General features: G+C 45.9%; 24 protein-coding genes. 6 read left to right on the top strand and 18 right to left on the bottom strand.

Annotation, left to right across the window (positions count from 1 at the left end):
* Positions 1 to 26 precede the first annotated feature (26 nt).
* Entirely contained in the window at positions 27 to 1,718 is a 1,692-nt protein-coding gene (locus tag EX191_RS12980; protein ID WP_124008634.1) for a class I SAM-dependent methyltransferase, read from the top strand.
* A gap of 95 nt (positions 1,719 to 1,813) precedes the next feature.
* Here the strand turns inward: EX191_RS12980 and EX191_RS12975 are convergent, their stop codons facing one another.
* From EX191_RS12975 to EX191_RS12895, 17 genes are read right to left on the bottom strand one after another with little or no spacing between them, the layout of a single operon-like run.
* On the bottom strand, positions 1,814 to 3,037 hold the full coding sequence (locus EX191_RS12975) for a beta-ketoacyl-ACP synthase (protein WP_193447877.1): 1,224 nt from the start codon (positions 3,035 to 3,037) through the stop codon (positions 1,814 to 1,816).
* Entirely contained in the window at positions 3,034 to 3,759 is a 726-nt protein-coding gene (fabG, locus tag EX191_RS12970; RefSeq protein WP_193447876.1) for a 3-oxoacyl-ACP reductase FabG, read from the bottom strand. The genes EX191_RS12975 and fabG overlap by 4 nt, the downstream gene beginning before the upstream one ends.
* Entirely contained in the window at positions 3,756 to 4,220 is a 465-nt protein-coding gene (locus tag EX191_RS12965) for a hotdog family protein (RefSeq protein ID WP_017634799.1), read from the bottom strand. The genes fabG and EX191_RS12965 overlap by 4 nt, the downstream gene beginning before the upstream one ends.
* Positions 4,213 to 5,400 (bottom strand): beta-ketoacyl-[acyl-carrier-protein] synthase family protein, encoded by a 1,188-nt coding sequence (locus EX191_RS12960; protein ID WP_193447875.1) that lies wholly within the window; start codon positions 5,398 to 5,400, stop codon positions 4,213 to 4,215. Before EX191_RS12960 ends, EX191_RS12965 begins: the two co-directional genes overlap by 8 nt.
* 20 nt (positions 5,401 to 5,420) lie before the next feature.
* On the bottom strand, positions 5,421 to 6,032 hold the full coding sequence (locus tag EX191_RS12955; RefSeq protein WP_005396018.1) for a DUF3261 domain-containing protein: 612 nt from the start codon (positions 6,030 to 6,032) through the stop codon (positions 5,421 to 5,423).
* Positions 6,029 to 8,371: an MMPL family transporter gene (locus tag EX191_RS12950; protein ID WP_193447874.1), complete on the bottom strand. Its 2,343-nt coding sequence runs from the start codon at positions 8,369 to 8,371 to the stop codon at positions 6,029 to 6,031. The genes EX191_RS12955 and EX191_RS12950 overlap by 4 nt, the downstream gene beginning before the upstream one ends.
* A complete protein-coding gene (locus EX191_RS12945; RefSeq protein WP_017819935.1) occupies positions 8,343 to 8,963 on the bottom strand; it encodes a LolA family protein in 621 nt (206 codons plus the stop codon). Before EX191_RS12945 ends, EX191_RS12950 begins: the two co-directional genes overlap by 29 nt.
* On the bottom strand, positions 8,963 to 9,409 hold the full coding sequence (locus tag EX191_RS12940) for an acyl-CoA thioesterase (protein WP_005396015.1): 447 nt from the start codon (positions 9,407 to 9,409) through the stop codon (positions 8,963 to 8,965). The genes EX191_RS12945 and EX191_RS12940 overlap by 1 nt, the downstream gene beginning before the upstream one ends.
* Positions 9,409 to 10,962 (bottom strand): HAL/PAL/TAL family ammonia-lyase, encoded by a 1,554-nt coding sequence (locus tag EX191_RS12935; protein ID WP_193447873.1) that lies wholly within the window; start codon positions 10,960 to 10,962, stop codon positions 9,409 to 9,411. Before EX191_RS12935 ends, EX191_RS12940 begins: the two co-directional genes overlap by 1 nt.
* A complete protein-coding gene (locus EX191_RS12930) occupies positions 10,946 to 12,652 on the bottom strand; it encodes an LpxL/LpxP family acyltransferase (protein ID WP_193447872.1) in 1,707 nt (568 codons plus the stop codon). The genes EX191_RS12935 and EX191_RS12930 overlap by 17 nt, the downstream gene beginning before the upstream one ends.
* A complete protein-coding gene (locus tag EX191_RS12925) occupies positions 12,645 to 13,013 on the bottom strand; it encodes an ApeI family dehydratase (RefSeq protein ID WP_005460551.1) in 369 nt (122 codons plus the stop codon). Before EX191_RS12925 ends, EX191_RS12930 begins: the two co-directional genes overlap by 8 nt.
* A 10-nt stretch (positions 13,014 to 13,023) precedes the next feature.
* On the bottom strand, positions 13,024 to 14,424 hold the full coding sequence (locus EX191_RS12920; protein ID WP_193447871.1) for an AMP-binding protein: 1,401 nt from the start codon (positions 14,422 to 14,424) through the stop codon (positions 13,024 to 13,026).
* Between the two features lie 4 nt (positions 14,425 to 14,428).
* The gene (locus tag EX191_RS12915) at positions 14,429 to 14,989 is read right to left on the bottom strand and encodes a COG4648 family protein (RefSeq protein ID WP_012842028.1); all 561 of its coding nucleotides are present in this window, start codon (positions 14,987 to 14,989) and stop codon (positions 14,429 to 14,431) included.
* Positions 14,989 to 15,246, bottom strand: coding sequence for an acyl carrier protein (locus EX191_RS12910; protein WP_005382279.1), 258 nt, complete (start codon positions 15,244 to 15,246; stop codon positions 14,989 to 14,991). The genes EX191_RS12915 and EX191_RS12910 overlap by 1 nt, the downstream gene beginning before the upstream one ends.
* A gap of 15 nt (positions 15,247 to 15,261) precedes the next feature.
* The gene (locus EX191_RS12905) at positions 15,262 to 15,522 is read right to left on the bottom strand and encodes a phosphopantetheine-binding protein (protein WP_005382278.1); all 261 of its coding nucleotides are present in this window, start codon (positions 15,520 to 15,522) and stop codon (positions 15,262 to 15,264) included.
* Positions 15,523 to 15,535: 13 nt separating this feature from the next.
* Positions 15,536 to 16,303, bottom strand: a complete 768-nt coding sequence (locus EX191_RS12900; RefSeq protein WP_193447892.1) for a lysophospholipid acyltransferase family protein — start codon at positions 16,301 to 16,303, stop codon at positions 15,536 to 15,538.
* Positions 16,300 to 17,028, bottom strand: a complete 729-nt coding sequence (locus EX191_RS12895) for a beta-ketoacyl synthase chain length factor (RefSeq protein WP_193447870.1) — start codon at positions 17,026 to 17,028, stop codon at positions 16,300 to 16,302. The genes EX191_RS12900 and EX191_RS12895 overlap by 4 nt, the downstream gene beginning before the upstream one ends.
* 77 nt (positions 17,029 to 17,105) lie before the next feature.
* Between EX191_RS12895 and EX191_RS12890 the strand changes: the two genes are divergently transcribed.
* The 4 genes from EX191_RS12890 (at position 17,106) to EX191_RS12875 (ending at position 20,812) form a co-directional block, all read left to right on the top strand.
* Positions 17,106 to 17,504 (top strand): hypothetical protein, encoded by a 399-nt coding sequence (locus tag EX191_RS12890; protein ID WP_005390458.1) that lies wholly within the window; start codon positions 17,106 to 17,108, stop codon positions 17,502 to 17,504.
* A 27-nt stretch (positions 17,505 to 17,531) separates the two neighbouring features.
* Complete coding sequence (locus EX191_RS12885; protein ID WP_005390460.1) at positions 17,532 to 18,599, top strand: methyltransferase; 1,068 nt, start codon at positions 17,532 to 17,534, stop codon at positions 18,597 to 18,599.
* A 7-nt stretch (positions 18,600 to 18,606) separates the two neighbouring features.
* Positions 18,607 to 19,851, top strand: coding sequence for an NAD(P)/FAD-dependent oxidoreductase (locus EX191_RS12880; protein ID WP_193447869.1), 1,245 nt, complete (start codon positions 18,607 to 18,609; stop codon positions 19,849 to 19,851).
* Positions 19,852 to 20,071: 220 nt separating this feature from the next.
* Positions 20,072 to 20,812 (top strand): transglycosylase SLT domain-containing protein, encoded by a 741-nt coding sequence (locus tag EX191_RS12875; RefSeq protein WP_176320290.1) that lies wholly within the window; start codon positions 20,072 to 20,074, stop codon positions 20,810 to 20,812.
* A gap of 9 nt (positions 20,813 to 20,821) precedes the next feature.
* On the opposite strand, the gene EX191_RS12870 is transcribed toward EX191_RS12875, so the two are convergent.
* Positions 20,822 to 22,126: a hemolysin family protein gene (locus EX191_RS12870; RefSeq protein ID WP_193447868.1), complete on the bottom strand. Its 1,305-nt coding sequence runs from the start codon at positions 22,124 to 22,126 to the stop codon at positions 20,822 to 20,824.
* Positions 22,127 to 22,302: 176 nt separating this feature from the next.
* Here EX191_RS12870 and EX191_RS12865 point away from each other — a divergent pair, with 176 nt between their 5' ends.
* Complete coding sequence (locus tag EX191_RS12865; RefSeq protein ID WP_046874220.1) at positions 22,303 to 23,511, top strand: DEAD/DEAH box helicase; 1,209 nt, start codon at positions 22,303 to 22,305, stop codon at positions 23,509 to 23,511.
* The last annotated feature ends 149 nt before the right edge of the window (positions 23,512 to 23,660 follow it).

Below are 23,660 nucleotides of genomic sequence, written 5' to 3'. Positions count from 1 at the left end.
ATATTAATTATCTTTCGTTAGTCTTTATGCCTGCCACTTCTAATTTTTATGACCAACACGCCGACTCTTTCGCGAAGCAATACACATCGCTCCAGTTTGAGGATGTCCACGCGAGTTGGAGAGTTTTCTGGCCCCAGGCTGGAGATCGCGTGTTAGATGTTGGCGCGGGCTCTGGTCGAGACGCGAAATGGATGGCTGAACATGGGTGTGAAGTTGTTGCGATTGAGCCTGCTCAAGCACTTCTAAGGCTTGGTAAGTCTTACTGTGGCGATTCCGTTACTTGGCTTGAAGATGCATTACCTAAGCTTGAGAAAACCATTAATCTTGGCTTTCGCTTCGATTTAATTCTTGTCAGTGCGGTGTGGATGCATCTTGCGCCTACGCACCGTGAACGTGCATTTCGCAAACTTGCAAATTTGTTAGCGCCTAATGGTCGATTGGTGATTAGCCTTCGTCACGGTGACTTTTCTGACGGTCGTAAAGCTTATCCGGTATCGGTTGAAGAGCTCGAAAAGTTTGCAAAGAATAGCGCTTTAATGGTGAGAAACGTATCTCTCGATGATGATCAGTTAAAGCGAACGGGCGTATCTTGGCAAACGGTAGTGATGTCTTTGCCTGATGATGGTTCTGGTGATCTGAATAAGGTTCGCCACATTATCGTCAATGATTCCAAATCGGCTACCTATAAACTAGCACTACTACGTACTTTACTACGTATTGCAGACGCTCATTCTGGTGCAGTGGTTGATCGCAGCGAAGGTAAAGTTGCCATCCCATTAGGATTAGTCGGCTTATATTGGATTCGTCAATTTAAGCGTTTAATCGATAAAGAGAACATCCAGCAAAGCTCGAACTCGTCTAAAGGGCTAGGTTTTATAAAGCCCGATGGTTGGGGCAGACTTTCCCATTTAAGTCCTGATGATCTTGCTATAGGCACGACATTTTTGGGTGAAGATGCAGTGGCGCTTGATAAAGCAATAAAAGACAGCTTAAAAACCATAAAAGATGGTCCCGTCACCTTTACCTATCAAGGTGATAAATCAAACCCTTACTTTGAAATGATTCGTTCAGCTAAGAAGCCAAAAAGTTCAATTGTTGTGGATAGCGAATTCCTCGAAAGTTATGGGCTGTTTGTGTTGGATGAAAGCCTTTGGGATTGTTTTCGATTGTATAACTCTTGGATTGAGCCGCTGGTGGTCAACCAGTGGATTATGGAAATGCAACGATTTCGGTCTAATCAAGAGCGGGGTATTCCACTGCAAACGTATCATGATTGTTTGGTCTGGATTGATAAAGACCATGATACGCGAGTCGTGCGAAAGAGAATTGAACAGTTGAAGCTCAGCCATTGCGACATTGTCAGTGTATGGAGTGGAAGCAAATTACGAAATGAGTATCACGTTGATCACTGTTTGCCTTTTGCTTATTGGCCCAATAATGATAAGTGGAACTTACTACCAACATCTAAGGTTGAAAACCTAAACAAGCGTGATCGTATTCCTGCTAGCTATCGATTAAACGCATCCAAGCCGCGAATTTTGGATTGGTGGCAGTTAGCGTGGGGAGAGACGGATACTTTGAGTCGGACATTTTTCACTGAGGCTTCAATGTCGTTGCCTAATGTACCTGCATCTTGCCAAGATTTTGAGCATGTCTTTGAAGCGATGGGATTACAAATTCGTGGTGTTAAAAGTCGCCTGTGTATCGCGGAATGGTAATATCTCGTTTGCTATTACCTCGTGATAAATGAAGTTTGATTGGTAACTAACAAAAAAGCGCTGGTTAACCAGCGCTTTTGCATTTACTAAGGGCATTACATCTTTTTAAAGATGATGGAGGTGTTGATGCCGCCAAAGGCGAAGTTGTTACTCATCAAATATTTCACGTCCAGCTCTCGGCCTTGTCCGGCAATGTAGTCTAAATCGCCACATTGCTCGTCGAGGTTTTCTAGGTTGAGCGTTGGGTTGAACCAACCCGTGTGCATCATTTCTAAACCTAGCCACGCTTCAATCGCGCCACACGCGCCTAGTGTGTGGCCAAAGTAGCTCTTGAGTGAACTGATTGGCACTTTACCTAGAGCATTCGCTGTTGCGTTGCTTTCTGCAATATCACCGCGGTCGGTGGCAGTGCCGTGAGCAGATACATAGTCGATCTTCTCAGCAGGAATGCCCGCGTTTTGCAAAGCCATTTCCATACAGATTTGCATGGTTTCCATCTGAGGTTGAGTGACGTGTGCGGCATCACAGTTGCTGGCAAAACCGATGATTTCTGCATAGATTTTCGCGCCACGAGCGACGGCGTGTTCGTACTCTTCCAGAACTAGCGTTCCCGCACCTTCGCCAATCACCAAACCATCGCGATCGGAGTCATAAGGTCTTGGTGTGCTTTTCGGGTCTTCATTCTTCAGACTGGTGGCAAAAAGGGTATCGAAGACCGCGGATTCCGTTGGGCACAATTCTTCAGCGCCACCAGCAACCATGACCGTTTGGTAGCCGTGTTTGATCGCTTCGTAGGCATAGCCGATTGCTTGGCTGCCGGAGGTACATGCACTGCTGGTTGGGATCACTCGGCCTTTCAAACCGAAAAATAGACCAACGTTCACTGCCGTCGTATGCGGCATCATTTGCACGTAAGTCGTTGCAGTGATCGCTTTCGTGGTTTTCTCATTCAGCATGACACCAAATGCGCCGATTGCGTCAGTACTGCCTGTTGATGAGCCGTATGCGATACCCGTTTGACCATTGGTGAGTACGTCGTTACCAATCAAACCTGCTTGGTTTAGTGCGTTTTCTGTTGCGACGGTCGCCAATTTGGAAACACGCCCCATGCCGCGTACTTGCTTGCGCTTGTAGTGCTTTGGCAGTTCAAAATCTAAAATTGGTGCCGCGAGCTTGGTGTTCAAACCATCATACTGTTCGTAAGAAGGCATGTATTGCGTCGCGTTCTGGCAGTCACGCAGTTTTGGTTCGACAGACTGCCAATCGTTACCAAACGCAGTCACGCCCGACATTCCGGTTACAACGACTCGACGGTTCATACTAGGCCTCCGTTTACCGAAATGACTTGGCGAGTTACATAGCCTGCGATGTCAGACATAAGGTAACTGACTAAACCAGCGACTTCTTCTGGCTCTCCCATGCGGCGCAAAGGAATTTGCGGCATCGCGTGTTCTTTTACGTGTTCGTCTACCATGCCTGTGTCGATAAGCCCCGGAGCAACGCAGTTAACGGTGATTTTGCGTTTTGCCAGTTCAAGTGCGAGTGATTTTGTTGCACCAATTACGCCCGCTTTTGCTGCGCTGTAGTTGGTTTGACCACGGTTACCCATCAGGCCAGATACTGATGCAAGGGTAACAATTCGACCACCTTTACGCTTTTGCACCATTGGCATAACACAAGGGTGAAGAACGTTGTAGAAGCTATCTAAGTTGGTATGAATCACACCATCCCATTCTTCTTCGGTCATCGCAGGGAAAGCGGTATCTTTTGTGATGCCAGCGTTGTTCACGACGCCATAGTAAGCGCCGTGTTCGGCGATATCGGCTTCTAGCTTCTCACGACAATCTGCGCGGTCACTGATGTCGAACTGGATAAGACGACCGCTACCACCACGCTGTTCGATGGTGTCTAGGGTGTCTTGCGCGCCTTGTTGATCGCCCATGTAATGGACAATGATTTGGAAACCATCTTTGGCTAATTGAACGGCAATGGCTTTACCGATGCCTTTGCTGGCACCTGTAACGAGGACTTGTCGGGTCATTGTTGACTCCTGATTTTCATTTCTTGTAATTTTTCTTCTGATGGAACGTAAACGTTCAATTGGCAAGTCGCTACAACAGTTCCTTGTAGCTCAATACGGGCTGAAAAAACCGCCATACCGTTATCTTCCATAACTTTTTCAGCATACACATCGAGCACCTGTCCGCGAGAAAACGTATCGCATTCAGACGTGTATCGACGGCTACCAAGCAAAAAGCCAATCGGTGGCGCTTGTTCTTTCATTAATGCGTGGTAACCAGACCACGCCGCGACAGATTGCGCCATAAACTCAATGCCAACGTAAGCTGGCACAGTTTGAGATGCCGAGTCGAAGAACGGGTTGTGTTCTGCGATATCAACCTGGCAGTGAATCGTATCTTGTTGAACATCCAAAGCACGATCGACCAAGATCATTGGTTTGTCGTGTGGCAAAAGTTGTTCGATGGGAGGAAGTTTAGTCATGAGCGTAACCAAAAATAAGACTAATATTATTGCCACCAAAAGCAAAAGAGTTGCTGAGAATCGCTTTGTTACCCAGTTTGGTTGGCGTCTCAACTAACGATATATGGATATCGTCTGCCTTGGTTTCGCAGTGTTGTATTGGCAAATCAAGGTTGTACTTGAGAATATGCCAAGCGATCGCGGCTTCCGTTGCACTTGCTGCGCCTAATGTGTGTCCGGTAAGTGGCTTTGTCGAGCTTACGGGAACGGAGTCACCAAAGCAGCGATGAATGGCTTTGCTTTCCATCGCATCGTTTAACGGCGTTGCTGTGCCATGCGCGTTGATGTAACCAATGTCTTGCGCTGTAAGTCCTGCATTGGCCAACGCTTTTTTCATCGCTTCTTCTGCGCCTAACCCTTCTGGATGTGGTGCGGAAATATGGTGTGCGTCTGAGCTGTCGCCAGCTCCGAGAAGAGCAACGGGCGCAGGTGTTTTGCTTAGCAACATTAATGCTGCGGCTTCGCCGATATTGATGCCGTTGCGATGTTGGTCAAACGGCTTACAAAGGGTATCGGATAGAGCTTCTAAACCGTTAAAGCCGTTTAGTGTGAGGCGACAAATGGTATCCACACCACCCACAATGACCGCATCAACAATGCCAGAGCGAATCAGGCGTTGCGCGGTTAAAAAGACACGACCACTAGAAGAACAGGCGGTTGAAACTGAGTAATGTGGGCCGCTCAAATCAAAGTAGGCGGCAATAAAATCGCTGCAGTTGCCAAGTTCTTGTTTGGTGTAATGGTAGTCGGCAGGAAACTCACCATTTGCCAGCTTTTCGCCAAATGCGATTTCGCCATCTGAAATGCCAGACGTGCTGGTGCCGATCACGACTGCGATACGGTCTCGACCATATTTAGCAATGGCGTCATGCACGTCGCTTTCGATTTGCTGCAAAGCCGAAAGTGCGAGGCGGTTGTTTCTCGTATCAAACTGGCTGAGTGCGGTCGGTAATTGCGGTAACGTCTGTGCAATTCGACCGATTACGGTTTGGCGGCCTGAATTTAAAATATCTTGGTCAACCACCATGTTGGATGGCTTCGCTCCCGATAAACACTGGTGGATGAGCGTGTCATCTTGCCCCATGGCAGAGTGGAAGCCACAGGCCTGAATATACAAAGGTTGAGAAGAGCGAATAGGCATATTGTTATTCTAAATTGTTCTTAATTAATCTGATGTTGCAGTGTTTGAATAGAAATTGAAAACTGATGTTTGAGGTGATGAAAATCAATTTTACCCTCTAACTTGTTAGAAGAGCTGTATTGAATCTCAATGATCTTTTCACCGTCGCTATCAAAGATGGCGCGAGAATTATTTTTATCAATAATTCGCCACCTTACCTCATTTAACGACCCTTCCCAAGCGGAACTCGGCCAGAGCGTGATCATCAGGTTAAATAATACCTGTTCTGGCTGCGGTAGCGAACCTTGTAAACCGTTGAGCACTTCGGTTTGAATTTGTTCTCCATCGTAAGACAGTGAGAGTACTCTTGTCCCCCAGGATGAGAAGCCTGCCAGCACCACTTCGTTGTTGGTTACTTGCAGTTGTACCGGAAGTTGCTCAGATGTGGTTTTACCATCTATTGCCCAAGAAGCCGTAATCAACTGACTGGCAGACAACTGATAGCCCAAGCTTGCGGGAGTGGGCAAGCTAACTTGGGTGTGCTCGGCAATGTCGACCTGAGGCGTCGATTGGTGAGGTACCAAGCTGCATGCACTTAAAAACAGACTCAGTGTGATGAACGTCGCGTAGCGAAAAGCGTGATTGAAAATCATGACGTCGTTTCCTCTGTTTTAATTGCAATCGGAGAGAGCAGCCAAGCGACAAAAATACCACTTAATACCGTAATGCCGAAACTGTGAATCGCGTGAGTTTGGCTGAGTGACAGCAACCCAAATGACAACACAGTGGTGATTGCCGAAAGGGTGATCGCCAATAGTGTGCTCACGCTGCGGGCTTTCTCGGCAAAGAACAGAGTGTAATCGATCCCGATACCAAGAATGAGCACCAAGCCAAGCAAGTTGAACAGGTTTAATGTTGTTCCCATCGCGACTGCCGTTGCCAGACCGCAGGCGCAAGCAATCAATGATGGCAGTAAAACTCGCCAACTGTGTTGCAGACCGTACCGCTTGATTAATACCAGAAAGATCACAGCACTAGCGGCTGCCAATAGCTCCATGATTTTGATTCGGTATTCACCAAATAGGGCGGATATTTCCTCAGCTTTGTTTAGGTAAACAACATCAGACTGCGATTTGGCAAATGCCTTAACAACGGCGGAGTCTTGCAATTGGTTTAACACCACTACCGTTGCAGATTTTCCTTTGATCTTACCCAAATGGAGAAAACGCACAGGCGCTGATACTGGGTTTTGCAAGTACTGATCAACCGTGACAGGGATAAAGTCGGCGTCCATTTTAGGCTTTTTACTTAAGCTCAGTCCGGAAGCTAGTGGGCTGGATTGTGTCGCGTAAAGATCGCGAATCAATTGATAGTCTTGTTGCTGACGCTCCACCGAGCTCAAGTAGCGACTCAGACTCTGGTAGCTTTCGATGGTGCTGTCCGCTTTCCACGCTTCTAATGTTGGCGTCAAAGACTCCAGCTTTTTCATTAGGTTTTCGTCATCGTCGGCGGTAACGACCAACATTTGCTGAGAAGATTGCATACCACTGAGCGTCGTAATCAAGGTTTCTTGCTGCTTGAGATCGTTCGGCATCGTTTGCAGCAGACGAATGTCGTCATCGTAGTTCAATTGCAGCAAGAAAAAGCCACTCACAACCACACATAACATCGGCAATCCGACTTTAATTCGAGGTTGATTCCAAAGCGTTAGCCATTTCGCCAACAATGATTGTCCTGGTAAGTTCGAAATGGATCGCGATGGGTTACGAGCCAGTATCGGATACCAAGCCACCACGGTGATGTAAGCGGCAATCAGACCAATGGATGAAAACAGCGCAAGCTGCTGCAAACCAGGAAACGGTGCCACCAACATGCCCAAATAGCCGATCAAACTGGTGATTAAGCCCAGTGTGATAGCTATGAAAATATGCTTTAACCCTTGCTCGCTATCCCATTCATTTCCCGCCGCAAGACGTTCCGTTAGGTAGTGGAATGCGTAGTCGATAGACACGCCGATTAAACTTGCGCCAAACACTAAGCTGAACAGATGGACTTTTCCAAAAATCCACGTCGTAACGGACAACGCAACGAGCAAACCAATGGTGATGGAAAACAGTGCTAGGGACAGTGGCACCACACTAAGAAAGACCAATACGAACAATGCAATGATACCGAGCAGAGAGAACACACCGATGGTACTGATCTCCGATTTGGCACTTTGCGTACCAAAGTCGGCGTAAAATAGAACGCCAGTATGTGCCACTTCAGCGCCATATTTCTGCGCGACGTTTTGTTCTAGTGCTTGAATATCAGGGACGGCAAGCTGTCCAGTTAGGCTATAAGGCGAGTCTTTTAGTTCGGCAGTAATAAGCAAGTATTGAGCACCGTCTTTTTCGACGGATAGATAGCCGTTATCCAACCGGAAAGAGGACGATTGCTGGGTAACTTGGCTTAAATAATCCCGAAATAGCAAGAAAGGGTCATTTTGTAACTCTTGCCCGGTCACTCCGGAAAACGGGTTGTACAGAGACTGAATCACATGCTGCACTTGCTGTTCTGGATTTTGGCTTAAACGTTCTCGTTGTTCAGGCGTCAGCAATTGGAAACGGTGCTTAAAGTAGTAACTCGCCCAAGCTTGCTGTTCTTGAGGTGAGATTTTTCCCACCACATCGCGAAAATGATCACTTTGGCGTAACCCCTTATCAAATTCAGCGGCCGCTGCAAAAAGGGCATTTTTGTCCGGCGCTGTGATCACGAAAATGACTTTGTCGCTCATACTTGCCGAGACCGACTCAAAGGCTTGCTCAGCCACCGGGTTTTGTTGGTTCTTCGGCAACAGTTTTAAAATGTTGGTCTCAATCGGAGATTCTGCACTCCAAACCCATTGTTTGAGTAGCAACGCGCCCGCTAAAACAACGAGATTGAGCCAAACCAGAGCAAAGGTATGAGTGCCAAGACTGAGTTTAGAAACGGAATTGAGCGTCTTCGGCATCCGTGAGTTCCTGAGGTAGAGAGGTCTGGTTCGTAAACGTGATTTCGGTCTTATCGCCGCGCAGCTCTTGCAGGGTTAGGCGATCAATATGCGTTTTACCGGAAAGGGTGATGGCTTTAAACACCGCATTTAATGGCGACTGTTTTGGCACTAAAACGAGCTGCCACTGATTGTTCTCAACTGAAAAATCGAGTGTGAATTGTTCTTGCAGTGCAGAAGTATCCCCGTGGAACACGGATAAAAACACGTGGCTAAAGTAGAACGCCATTGGGTTTTCTTGTGCAGAGATCGTTTTCGGTGCTTGGTCGGCAAAAGTCTGACGAAGTTTGTTTTCCGTCAATACCAAATTGACTGCGAAAGGTTCTGTTTGTTGCCACAACAGGCCATGTGTTTTGCTCAGTGTGAACTGACCTTTAGAGGTTAAAGGTTGACTAAACATTTCCAGATGACGCTGCTGCGTAAAATCTCCGCGTACGATTTCATGCTGAGACAACTGCTGCTGAAGCGATGCTAAATCCGTTACGTTTGCAGTCGGTGTGGCCAGTGCTGGAACAGAAAATATCAGCAAAAAAGAGAGTAACCACTTTTGCATTAGTTCAGGCTCCCATGGTTGTGCCATTGCTCTACTTTATCTAAAAAAACAGCTGGAGAAACAAAGCACATCTCTTGCTTTTCAATGGATACGGCGACTTGCGTTGTATGCGCTTTGCACATACGTTGATTCGTTTCGGCGTCGTAAATCACGTAATCCACACGCAAGCGGTTTTCCCACTCAGTGAGTTGCGCGGTAATACGAATGGTGTGATTAAACGGAATCGCCTTTACGTATTTAACGCGCGTATCGATGATCGGCCACATGTACCCAGAGTCTTGCATATCGCGATAGCTGTATTGGATCTTCTCCATCAGCACACGACGCGCTTCTTCAAAATATCGAAAGAAGTTGCCGTGATAAATCACGCCCATCGGGTCAGCATCTTGGAATGAGGTGACTATAGTCACCTCCGCTTCTAATGGGTAGAGAACCTGCTCTTGCATTATACCTCCGCGTAGAGTGGCCAATGACGTTGCTGAATGCGTTCAATGAAATGACGCAAATCTTGTTCTAACGGGCGATCTTCAATCACAAATTCAAACTCGCTCAGTACGGCGTCACGAATTACTCGCAAACTCTGACTCATGTGGTGTTCGTCCAATTCGTTATGACGGCGACGAATCTCAACCGCTTGAACGCTTGCTAGGAGTGAAGCCGCAGCAACTTGCTCTGTTAACTCAAGTACGCGTAGGCAATCACGAGCCGCAATGGTGCCCATGCTCACTTTGTCTTGGTTGTGACATTCGGTTGAGCGAGAAAAAACGCTCGCTGGCATGGTGTTTTTCAACGCTTCTGCCGTCCAAGCTGAGATACCAATCTGAACCGCTTTAAAGCCGTGGTTGATCGGTTTACGCTCGCCTTCTGCACCGGTTAAGTTAAACGGCAGGCCGTTATTGAACTTGTAATCCATCAATTGCGCCATCTGACGGTCCAGCAAATCAGCTAAGTTGGCAATGTTCACTTTCAACGTATCCATCGCCATTGCGATATGACCACCGTAGAAGTGACCGCCGTGCAGAACGCGCTCGTTGTCGCCATCGATAATTGGATTGTCGTTGGCACTATTTAGTTCATTCTCAATCAATTGACGTAGCCAAGGCAGTGAGTCTTGCACCATGCCAATCACGTGTGGCGAACAACGCAGTGAGTAACGATCTTGCAGTCGGTCGCTATTGCGTGGCGGACGCTCAGCATTGAGATCATCACGCAGCCAAGTTGCAACTTGCTGTTGACCAGGGTGAGGTTTTACTGCAAACAACGCTTCATCAAAGTGGAAATCGTTACCTTGCATACCCACAGAGACCATTGCGGTAATCTTGGTGCACAGCTGCGCTAGGTATTCTGCGCGTTTGTAGGCAAGACAGGCGAGTGCAGTCATCACGGAAGTACCGTTCATTAACGCCAAACCTTCTTTTGGTTTTAGGCGAATTGGCTCTATGCCCAGCTCTGCAAACACTTCTTGTGTTGGTCGCACATCACCTTTGTAAAGCACTTCACGCTCGCCAATTAAGGTCGCCGCTAGGTAAGACAGAGGCGTTAAATCGCCACTTGCGCCCACCGAGCCTTCTTGTGGAATACGCGGCGCAATGTCGTGGTTGATAAGCGTAACGATTTGGTTCAACAGATCGTGAGACACGCCAGATACGCCTTGCGACAATGAACATAAACGTGTCGCCAATACCGCGCGAGCTTGCTCATGAGAGAGGATTTGACCTAAGCCACAGCCATGGAAGCGCGTAAGGTGCAACGGAAGTTCATCTACAAGAGCGGGTGGAATCGCCACAGTGCATGAATCGCCGTAACCCGTGGTCACGCCGTAAATAACACCTTCTTCTTTCAGTAATCGTTCCAGAAACGCCACGCCACGATCGATCTTCGCGGTAAATTCTGGCGAGGTGTTCATGTTTGCCTTTGCACCTTGAGCAATGGCAACGACATCTTCGATGGTTAAAGATTGGGCACCAAAAGTGATGTTGTGATTATTGTTGTTTGTCATGTGGCTGATTACTTAAAGTCCAGAAGTTAAAAAAGTTGTACCACTGTAACGGCGCTTGCAGTGTGTGGTGTTCTAATCTGTGTGCGTACTGTTGAACAACGTGTTCTAGTGCCTGCTGACGCTCCTTGCGCGGTAGCGTGATTTGGTCACTAAAGTGTTCAAAGTACACATTAAAATGCGGAGTGTTTGCTTCGTCGTCGCGTAGGCCGAAGAGTAGGTAAACCGGCGCTTTTAATACCGAGGCTAGCATGAATGGGCCTTGCGGGAATGGTGCAGGTTTACCAAGAAAATCTGCCCAAACGACACGATTTTCTTTGCTGGTGGAAGTGCGATCGCCAACGATCACCACCCACTCGCCTTGCTCGATTTTTTGTTGAAGTAGAATTGCGGTGTCTGGTCCCATTGAGCTGACTTGAATCAGATTCAGTTCCGAATTTGGGTTTACCGCCTTCATTACCGCATTAAATTGTTCAGCGTGTTGGGTAAATACCAAGGCATTGATTTTGACATGAGAGTGTCGACGACCAAGCGCGCGGCAGAGTTCGATATTGCCAAGGTGCGAGCCTAAAATGAGCACGCCTTGTTTTTTCTGCGCCATCTCTTCGAAATGATGCTGGCCGTGAATGGTTAGGTTGTCGACGTTAAAGTCACCTTGCCACGCCGCCAGTTTGTCGAGCATGGTTCGCCCAAAAGAAAGCAGATGATGATAGCTGTCCAACTGTTTTGGTAGTGTGATGTTCTGCTGCGCTGCGTAGTACTGTAAGTTTTGCAGGTAAATCTCAGACGCTTCGCGGGCAGATTTACCCGTGAAGTGGTAGTAGCGCATGACTAATTTTAAAATCAGGTCGAACGCTTTTCTACCGAACAAGCGGTAAACCGCGAGTAAGGTTTTGATGCCTAAAATCGTGCCTTGTTCTTTTCGTTTCGACCAGTGGGCATTGCTGTCGTCTGTATGACGGCGCTTTCTGGCGAGTAGCGAAGGAATGCGTGGCAACATGCCAAAAAATAGGCGAGTGTGCATCCAGCTTATCTTGACGTTATCCCACAATGCGTCGAAGTGGGAAATGCCACCTTCAGGGTAGATCACGCGCGTTGGAACAAAATCAATATCGACGCCTTCCCAGTACATTCGCACCAGAATTTCGATATCAAAATCCATGCGTTTGCCGATGTTGTACTTGTTCAACACGGCGACCGTTTTCGCCACTGGGTAGGCGCGGAAGCCGCACATGCTGTCTTTGATAGACAGTGACAAGGTTTCTATCCACACCCAAATGTGCGTAGCGTAGCGACCATACAGACGGGCTTTAGGTACGCTCTCGTCGTATATCGGTTGGCCAGAAATCAGGTTATCTGGTTTTGTTTCGCTGGCGCTGAGCAATTTGGGTAGTGCTTCTAGGTCGTGTTGACCGTCTGCGTCGATTTGAATGGTGTGCGTAAAACCAAGCTGGTGAGCTTGATGTAGGCCAGCCATCACCGCGCCACCTTTGCCTTGGTTTTCACTCAGACTAATCAGTTTTATCAGTCCTTGCTCACTCAACGCTGAAAGCGCTTGTTTGGTGTCTTCATTGCTGCCGTCGTCCACGACCAGCACTGGCAAATCGAAAGAGGATAACGATGCAACCACGTCTGCAATTGTGCTGCCGTGGTTGTAGCAAGGAATTAAAAAGCAGGGACGGTAATCACTCACGTGACTCACCCAGTTTCATTTTGCCTGACGAGTGAGTCACCAAGGTTTCACCGTTTTTCGATGTGTACTTAAAGGTCAATTTCTCGCGCTCATTGTCCCAAGAGAGTGAGAGACAAACGTCGGCGTTTGGCAGAATCGGCTCTTGAAATTTGATGACTTCCATTCCTTTAAATACCTTGGGGGTGTTCAAATATTGAACGGCGTAGAACAACGCCCAGTCAATTTGAGTGACGCCGGGTAAAAGAGGAAAGTGACTGAAATGACCTTGGAAATCTAAGATGTCAGCATCCACACGCAGCGACAGCTCCGCGGTGTGGTCACTAACTTCAATATTCTGAATAGTTGGTTTTCTTTTTTCCATGTTACTAGCTTTATTGGAATAATTTTTCAATTTCAGCAACTTGGCGTTTGCCTTGGCTGTTCAATGGAATTTCGTCGACCACTCGGAATTTTCTCGGGATAGCGATCGGTTCTAACCAATTGCGCAGTGCTTTGCGAAGTTCAAGCCAAAACTTGCCTTTACCAAGTTCATTAAGCACATCGCTGCCTTTATCGTTAAGTACGATGATCGAGACTAACGTGAGGCGACCCGATTCTTCCACTGGGATCACCACGCTTTCTTGAACCCACGGCAGTTGCTCTAAACGTTTTTCCACTTCGACAAGAGAAATGCGCTTTTCTTCGACTTTGACGATTCGGTCAGTGCGTCCACGCAATTCAAAAGAAATACTATCATGGAAATAGCATTCATCCGCAGTTTGGTACCAAGTGTTTTCATCAATGTGTGGCGAGCGGAGCTTTAAACAATTTTCATGGTTAAGCTCGGCTTCAACACCAGGGAATAACGTCCAAGGAGTGCTGGCTACGTGCTGCTGACGGTAGGCGATGCCGCCGGTTTCTGTGCTGCCAAAAACTTCAATAGGAAGTGACCCAAACAACAGCTGGCTGTGCTGCGCCGCTTGGTTTGACAAGGGGCCTCCAGAAGAAAATACGCACCGAATCGCAACCGGATTGTGCTCTTCACTGAGTCGTTTTAGTAACGCAGGGCTGCTTACTAGCGTGGTGTCAGCATCGGCGTGATGGACAATTTGCTCAGGGAATTCGAGGTTGCGTGCTGAAAATGGACGTGCAGAACACAAAGGCCACAATACGCGAAACAGCAAGCCGTAAATGTGTTGATGAGAGACGGTGCTTTCAACGCGTGTGTTGGCAACCGTGTCGCCCCACAGGTTGTCTAGAATAGCAACTTCGATATCGAGCTGTTTCAGCGTTTTTGCAATGGCTTTTGGTTTGCCGCTTGAACCAGAAGTGAATAGCGTTACCGGTATTTCCGCCAGGTTTAATTCACGCCAAACATAAGGTTGGTCAACTTGTTGTTTGTTAGTCAATGTGGTTTCTAACAATGAACTAGCTTCGATTAAAAGCGAACTCACCTGTTCTGGAACAGAGACATCGGCATCATGCAGCAATAAATCGTAGTGCTCGCTGAGTTCTTTGAGTGCTTCTGGTTGGTAATTACCAGGCAATACAATGGATTTTCCTGCATAACAACAAGCGAAAAAGCCAACGGCAAACAGGCAGCTGTTGCCAAAACACAACGCAATGTTTTGCGTTGGTTGGGTTTCTAACTGCTGAGCAAGCGTTGCGACGTGCTGCTGGAAATCACCCCAAGTGATAACTGTGTCGCGATCGTAAGAGACAGGGGATTGCTCAGGCCTCTCTGCGACGAATAAGGTCGCTAGGGAGGTAAAGCTCGAATACGTTGTATTCATACGATTAGTGTTCCTTTCGAACAAATTGACGCACGATCCATTCTCCAGCGAACAAGCCACCAGCAAGTAAGTAGCTGATGAGGCCGTTATAAAGCGTCCATATTTTTACTGGTAGGAAACAGGTATAGAGCGCAACGGCAGCATTGAGCGTAAAAAAAACGCACCAAACCATCGTCACTTTGCGTGTGTAAGCCACGCCACTAGCCGGAAGGTCAGGCTCTTGCAAGCGAGCAAGCCTTTCAATGATTGATTGCGGCTGTTTTAAGCTCAGTCCAAAGACACACAGCATACATACATTGACAACCACAGGGTAAAAGTGAAGCCACCCGTGTTGTTTAAACACCATGCCAAGTGTAATTAGAACAATGCCAACAGCGCCCGTAGCGAGCGCCAAGAATTTAAACTCTTTTAGTGGGGTCTTATTTGCGACGAAAACACGCAAAAGTAACGCAGCAATTAACAAGCCCCCGACTAAGTTCAAGCCAAATTTATCTATACCGAAATAGACGGCGAAGGGGTAGGCAAACAGTACAATTGCAGACAGACCAGTCAGCAATTGGCGCATTAACTTTCCTTCAATAACTCAGTGACGGCGTTAACCACATCGTCAACGGTTCTTACAGCACTAAACTCTGCTGGCTTGATTTTTTTGCCAGTGACATTCTGTAGGTGTACGACCAAATCAACGGCGTCAATGCTATCAAGGTCGAGATCTTGGTATAAGTGCGCATCTGACTGAATGTCGGCTGCGTCAATTTCGAACAGCTCAACAAGCGCATCTTTAACTTGTTCAAATACTTGATCTTTATTTACATCAGTCATGAATATACCTACAACTTATTCATTAGTTTGAGAAGAAACGTATTTCGCTAGGTTTGCTACAGAAGCAAAGTGTTCGCGCGTGTTTGAGTCGTCGGCATCAATAACGATGTTGTATTGTTTTTTAATTGCGAGTCCAAGCTCAAGTGCATCGATAGAATCTAAGCCAAGTCCATCACCAAAAAGTGGTGCATCCGTTTCAATATCATCTACGGTTAAATCTTCAAGGTTTAAAGCATCAATAATAAGTTGCTTAATGTCGTTGTGTAACTGTTCCACTGGGACCTGCTTATTAATAAAAGTTTTCTGGAAAAATGTTTTCAGCTAGGTGCTGTTGTAAGCGTCGCGCCGCTATTGTCGGCGACGTAGTTTGCTTTATAAAAGGGTCAATCTCAACTTTATCCTTAACTTCAACCCTGAAAAAAGGCTTTGTTGCCGGTACTTGATACCATTTTTTCTCTTTTGTGAGGAAACTTGGCGTTACCGTAATATGGACAACCCTTAAATCTCGTTCTGTTCTTACCGCAATTTGTGCTGCGCCGCGTTGTAATTTTGGTTCTACATCTGGTGTTGTTCTTGTCCCTTCAGGAAATATAAGCAACACGTTGCCTTTGTTAAATCGTTCATCACAAAGTGCTAATAAATCATCCGGCGCTTCATTGGGAATATATCCGGCTGCTTTTACGATGTGCTTCATAAAAGGATTCGACCATATTGCCGATTTTACTAAACAGTCGCAGCGATTTAATTGTGAAGCAATGAGAACGTAATCGATTAAACTAGGATGGTTGGCAACAATTAAACAATTACGATCTTGTTGAAGAATATCGGCACCAATAATTTCGTAATCGATTGCTCCACTTAACTTCATCAATTTACAAAAGGTGTTGAATGAATATCGAATGGCACCTTGAACTTTATATTCACGTTCCGTTTGATCCGAAACGAAAATACGAATGGTCGGAATAACAATGAAGCTTAGTGCTAAACCACCTAACCCAAATACTGAAAAACAAAAGCCGGTTGCTAGCACACGCCAATACTGATTTAAGCGACTCATTGCTTTTGCCATTCCCAAATTTGTTGCGGAGCGTGAATAGTCCACTGATTTTCATCTGACAAGTAGTGTTGCAAAAACGCTAAGCCTTGTGGCAACGGGTGGTTTGAGCATTTTGCACTGATGCCGCTTTGCACCGTGAAGCCATCTCCATGAGAAAGTATCAAGCCGAGTCCAAACCCTTGGTATTGTTGGTTTTCATATTCTAAATAAGAGTCAGGCATAGGCTCATCAAAATCAACAAGCAGGACTTTTTTGTCAGGATTGTCGGACAAAAACAGCCATGCTTCTAATATTGCACTTTGGAATGTGTTTTCTGCCGCAGCGATCGAAGTTAGGGGGATGGGCTGTTTGGTTGCAATAGTGGCAAGCCCTGCGGCGGTATTATGCACTGACTGAGAAAAAGCCATCGGAGACGCTTCTTCACCGTTAATAATATCTTTAACTAACGCAACACTGCGATGCAATTCGCCATGACGACTCGAAAATACGAGGTAATCAACCTGATGTTGATTAAGCAATTCGATTGCCGTTTGCACTGCCAGTTTGCTAAGTGGACTCATTCTTCTGCGCATCATCGCAGGAATATCTGCAACATTGATTTTGCCATCTTCTGGCCATTTTATCTCTGTTGCCCATTGTTTCCATTCATTGGATTCGGATAAACCGAATGAATTCGCTGTCCACGCATCAATATTGAACGAAATGTTGATCTTCGAGTTTGGCATATTGGGTTAAATTGTTTATTTTACAGCTCGATACAAATTGGGCTTTACCCAAAGTCATAATAAAAAAGGAAATTATCATGTCGCGTTTTAAGCTGTATGTCTCGTTATTATTAACTTTGCTTCTTGTCGGTTGTGGACGAGTACAACCTGTAATGAATGTGGAGGATACTCCAGTTGCTTATGATCTTCAAAATAAACAAGTAAAAATGGCCATTGTGCAATCGGCAACCAACCGAGGTTGGACGATTGAAGAAGTAAGCCCAGGCGTTCTTATTGCAAAAATTCACGTTCGTAAACACTTTGCAGAAGTAAAAATTCCATATAACAACAAATATTACTCAATTATTTATCTCAACTCAGTAAATCTAAAAGCCAGTGATGGCAAAATCCATCGCAATTACAATCGTTGGATAAACAACTTGAATGTTGATATTCAACGAGCTATTGCATTGTTAGGCTCTCAGTCTAAACAATAAAAATATTAATTGCAGTTAGGTTTTTCCGTGTTAAATCAAAATAATGACCCTTTTAATGCTTTTGAAGCAAAAACAGAAGCTCAGAAGTTATCTTTTGCACCAATCGTGTTCCAGACCGCCAGAACGCTCCGAGATTTAGGTATTTTAGCCGCGCTAGACAGCGCCGGTTCACAAGGCATGAGTGCCACGGACATTGCCGAGAAAACGGGCGTGTCAGAATATGGTGTCAAAGTATTGTTGGATATGGCGATTAGCGCACATATTGTTTTATGGGAAAGACCTAACTATTCGCTTGCGAACCTTGGTTTTTACCTTCTTCACGATGGTATGACGAACGCAAACATGGATTTTACGGCTGATGTCTGTTACGCCGCGATGATGCATCTGACGGAAGCGATTAAAGAAGGTAAGCCTTCAGGTTTGAAAGAGTTGGGCAATTGGGAGACGATTTATCAAGGTCTGTCGACGCTGCCAGATCAAGCCAAACAGAGTTGGTTTAAGTTCGATCACTTCTATTCGGATCGCTCGTTTCCATTACTGCTTAAAGAAGTGTTTGCAAGCAAGCCAAAGCACCTAGTGGATATTGGTGGAAATACCGGGAAATGGGCTATTCAGTGTTGTAAGCATGATCCTGATGTTGAAGTTACTATTGTCGATTTGCCGCAGCAATTAGAAGTGGCGATGTCAAATGTCTCAGAAAACCAGTTCGCCGAGCGTGTACGTCCATACCCTGCTAACATGCTTGATAAAGCACAAACATTGCCTGAGCATGCTGACGTATGGTGGATGAGCCAGTTCTTGGATTGCTTTTCACCAATTGAGATCCTAAATATCCTTAAAAAAGTCAAAGCCCAGTTAACGAAGGGAGATACTATTTACGTATTGGAGCTATTTTGGGATGCCCAAAAATACGCGGGTGCTTCTTATAGCCTTAATGCAACCTCTCTCTACTTTACCTGTTTAGCCAACGGCAATAGTCGTTTTTATCGCAGTGATGATTTCTTAGAAATTGTCGAAGCGGCAGGTTTATCTGTCGTCGAAAGAACCGACAACATTGGCCTTGGTCACACCTTATTAAAACTACAAGCAAACTAAATTCAGAATGAAAACAGAGCTCAAGCAAGTTGTCGTCGTAGGAGCGGGCCCATCTGGCTCCACCGTTTCTGCGTTATTAAAATCGCGTGGCATAGATGTCGTTGTCATAGAAAAAGCCACCTTTCCACGTTTCTCTATCGGAGAAAGCCTGCTTCCTGCATGTATGGAAGTTGTCGAGCAAGCCGGAATGACCAATGCGGTAAAGCAGTTTGGCTTCCAATATAAAGATGGTGCTGCATTTCGTCGCAATGGTGTTTACACCCAGTTCGATTTTACGGACAAATATAGCCCAGGGCCGGGTACGACGTTTCAGGTGCAACGTGCCAGTTTTGATAAAGTGCTCGCCGACAGTGCCGCAGAGCAGGGCGTCGATATTCGTTATCAACATGAGCTAGTTAGCTTGGCGTTTGAAGGCAAAAAATCGCGCTTAGAAGTTGTTGGGCCGGATAAACAGACCTATCAAATCGAAGCTGATTTTGTTTTGGATGCGAGTGGTTTTGGCCGTGTTTTGCCACGCTTGTTGGATCTTGAAGAGCCTTCTTGTCTTCCTCCAAGAAAAGCGATATTTACTCACATTGAAGATCATATCTCTCCACAAGAGCTAGAGTACGATCGTAATAAAATTCTGATTTCCGTGCATCCTGAAAATCACGATGTATGGTACTGGCTAATTCCATTCTCGAATGGTACATGTTCGTTTGGTGTAGTGGGTGAGCCTGAGTTTTTTGAGCGATACTCAGAGGATAAGCTTGCAGCTTTGCAGCAGTTGGCGAATGAAGAGCCGGGGTTGGCTTCTTTGTTGCGAAACGCGAAGTACCCAAATCCAACAGGAGAGTTGGGTGGCTATTCAGCGAACGTCAAACGTTTAGCGACAGAAAACTACGCACTGCTTGGTAATGCCGGGGAGTTTCTTGATCCTGTGTTTTCATCTGGCGTTACTATTGCCATGAAGTCAGCGGAATTTGCGGCCGATTGCGTAGCTCGTCAATTAAATGGTGAAGTGGTTGACTGGCAAGAAGAGTATTCGGAACGCTTGATGGTGGGGGTGAACACATTCCGTACTTATGTGGAGGGGTGGTACAACGGCACATTGCAAGATGTGATTTTCTACCAAAACCCGAATCCACGTATTAAGCAGATGATTAGCGCGATTTTGGCTGGGTACGCTTGGGATACAAACAACCCTTACGTAAAACAAAGCGAACAACGTTTGTCGACGCTCGCTGAGCTGGTTCGAGAAGCGGAACTGTAAGAGTATAAATTCTCTTAGCTGAGGATGCGTAAACCTAGGTCTTACCGAGAAATTGGTAAGACCTTTTTTATTCTCGACAATACCTTTTTATTTGTACTTCGAGCTTACTGGAGACATCTTGACCACTTGTTTCGAGGTGTATCGAATTTGAGAAAATTTATAGTGATTATGATCACATACATACTCATTGTTGCTGATATTTATATTAAACGTGTAGGAAATGGATTACATTTTGGGAGTGTTCCCTAAATCCGGCTTCGTTGTGAAAACGGTTTATAAGCAACTGTATAAATTAGTAAAGTTCCAAAAACTGCACCAAAAAAAAGATAAGTTTCTTGCCAAATCAATTCGCTTGGTGAGTTCGAACCATCGACTGCGCCAAACACTTCCTTTACTTTCTCGAATTGTCAAAGAACACGACGCGTCAACAGTCTCTTCGGTTGTTGATCCCGAGAACGCGGTGGCGTGGGGAGGCAAAGTTTCTCCAGAGTTCAAACGCAAAGTCATTCGTATTAGTGAAGAGCTGGAGATCAACCCTAATCATCTGATGGCCTGCATGGCATTTGAAACCGCTGAAACCTTCAGTCCAAGCATCAAAAATGGTTCAGGAAGTGGGGCGACAGGGTTAATTCAATTTATGCCCTCTACCGCTGAGTCATTAGGAGTGAGTACGAAAACTCTTGCGAGGATGAGCGCGGTCGAGCAACTTGACTATGTAAAAGCCTATTACTGGCCATATCGCCATAAAATCAATAGCCTGGAAGATGCGTATATGGCAATTCTCTATCCTGCTGCGATTGGCAAACCGTCTTCTTTCGTTTTGTTCAAGCAAGGCTCGATTGCATACCGACAAAATGCGGGTATCGATCGTCACAATACAGGAAAAATCACGCTTAATGATGTTTCCTATAAAGTGAGGAAAAAACTAGAGAAAGGTTTACAGCCCAATTTGATGGGATAGGGCCGCGCTTTATTCCACTTCGCTATTGTTGGTTGGTGTATCGGTGTCTTTGGTGGCTCTGACTTGCATAATGCGATGTTTTTTAATGAGGAGTATGTCAAATCGCCAACCTTGGTAGTGAATGTGCTCCCCAACATTTGGGACTCGACCATAAAGCCATGTCAAAAGCCCATTTAATGTTTGAAAGCCTTCTCGCTCTTCGCCTTCTATGCTGCTCAGTTCGAGTTTATTCTTGAGCTCATTGAGCGGGATCAACGCGTCCATCAACCAGCTGCCATCTTTTTGTTGCTTGGCCCACACTTGCTGTGGCGCCATGCCCAGTTCTCCAGCAATCGACTTTAACAAGTCGTATAGGGTTACTAGGCCTTGTACATCACCATACTCATCGACAATAAAGACCATTTCCGCACTGGTTTGTTGCATGTAGTTAAGGAGAGGTAACCCTTTCATGGACTCGGGTACAAAACGTGGACGCTTGAGCTGTTTAGCCAGTTTACTGATAGACAATTCGTCATATTCATCGAGCAGGACTTTGGATGAAATGGTGCCAATAATATTGTCCAAACTACCCTTACAGACTGGCCATACGGAGTGTTGGGTTTGGCGAAGGTCAGTAAGGATGACATCAATAGGTTGGTTGGCATCCAGGTAATGGATATCGCACCGTGGTGTCATTAACGATAATGCTAAACGATCGTTAAGGTGGAGTAAGTTGCGAATCATCAATTGCTCTTGTGGCTCAATCGCACCGGACTCAGAGCCTTCGCTAACAATAGCAAAAATATCCTCCTCGGTAACAATCTCACCGTTGCTGTCGTTTTGGCGCAATAATCGGAGAAAAGTATCGGTTGAAAACGTCAATAAGAAGACAAAAGGAGTGGTGAGCTTGGCGAGCCAGTGGATCGGATAAGCTACGATAATAGCGATGGTTTCTGCGTTGTTTTGTGCAAAGCGCTTGGGAACGAGTTCTCCCACCACAATCGCGAAGTAGGTGATCATGAGCACGACGCTCATCGTTGAAAGTACCGTGGCTATCTCTCTTTCTAGCCCTTGGGTTACTAACCAATTTTCGAATGGTACTGAAAGCGTTGCTTCACCAAAAATACCACTTAATAGCCCGATGACGGTAATGCCTATTTGGATCGTGGAAAGAAACTGAGTCGGATTGTTTTTTAGTTCGAGCGCTAAAGCGGCAGAGGCGTTGTGTTCTGCAATTAATTTTAGCCTTCCGCTTTTGGCTGCGACTAGAGCGATCTCTGACATAGCAAACGCACCATTGAGTGCGATTAATCCAACCAGCAGTAATACGTCCATAACGTTTCCCAGTAATGTACACGTTAGCAGCATAACTAGATTCACGCGCAAGAAATGTGATGTTGCGAGTAAATCATGCAGCGCTCTATTATCGGGCTCTACGCGCATGAATCCTTCTGTTACTTCACTGGGATTCTGATACACTACGCGCCCATTTCTTCTGTTGAGACGTTTCTATGCCATTTTCTAAGCTTGGTTTAAGCGCATCGATTACTGATGCAGTAAAAGCGCTAGGTTATGAAAAACCGACCTCTATCCAACAAAAAGCCATTCCAATCGTACTGCGTGGTAGCAACTTAATTGCTGCAGCACAAACGGGGACAGGTAAAACGGCCAGTTTTGTTCTACCAATCTTAGAAAAGCTTAGTCAAGGCGAAACGCAACGTAAAAAACGCGCTCGCGCTATTATTCTTACGCCCACACGCGAACTTGCGCTTCAGGTTCATCAAAGCATTGAAGCTTATGGTAAAAACTTACCGCTGCGCTCAATGGCGATGTTTGGTGGTGTGGATTATGCGCCACAAAAACAAGCCTTGATCGAGGGTGTCGATATTGTGGTAAGTACGCCGGGACGTTTGATTGACCTGTACGGTCAACGCGCCATTCACTTTGATGAAGTGGAAATGCTAGTGCTTGATGAAGCGGACAAAATGTTGGACATGGGATTCATCGATGCGATCGATAAGATCGTTGATTGCATGCCAGAACATGTTCAAAGTCTGCTGTTCTCGGCAACGCTATCTAATCCTGTTCGTGATTTGGCGAAAAACGCGATTATTGATCCTGAAGAGATCACGATTGCAAAACACAGTGCATCTAAGTCGAACATCAAGCAGTGGATCACCACCGTCGATAAGGACATGAAGTCGTCGCTGTTAAGTCACATGCTCAAAGAAAACGACTGGTCACAAGTACTGGTATTTATTGAAACCAAACACGGTGCTGCCAAGCTTGTTAGCCAACTTGAAAAGCGCGGCATTGTGGCTGAAGCGTTTCACAGTGGCCGTAATCAGCGTGTTCGCCAAGAATTAATAGAAAAGTTCAAAGCCGGTGAAATCCAGTACCTAGTCGCAACTGGTGTTGCAGCACGCGGTATTGATATCGATAACTTGCCCGTTGTTATTAACTACGACTTACCGTATCCAGCGGATGAATATGTACACCGTATTGGTCGTACTGGTCGTGCTGGCGCACAAGGTGAAGCGATCTCATTAGTCTCAAAAGATGACTTTAAAAACCTTTGTATGATCGAGAGCCGTTTAGGGCACTTGCTAGAGCGAGTGGAAATTGACGGCTTTGCACCAAGAAAGCCAGTGCCGATTTCTATTTTAAATTACGTACCTAAGAACAAGCGTAAACCGCACGATAAGCGCGAATCAAAATAGCCTGTTTTATCTCTACGATCCAAAAGCCGCATTGTTGCGGCTTTTTGCGTTTTAGGGAGATTCACTCATGGGTTTACAGTGTTGGCTTTTATGCCGTAATGAGGAAAAAAGTTAATTTATGTCATACGCTTAACACTCAAAGTGAGTCA

The organism is Vibrio chemaguriensis (genome assembly GCF_012275705.1).
In the GTDB taxonomy this organism is placed as follows: Bacteria; Pseudomonadota; Gammaproteobacteria; order Enterobacterales; family Vibrionaceae; genus Vibrio; species Vibrio diabolicus.
This window is presented reverse-complemented; position numbering and strand designations above follow the sequence as displayed.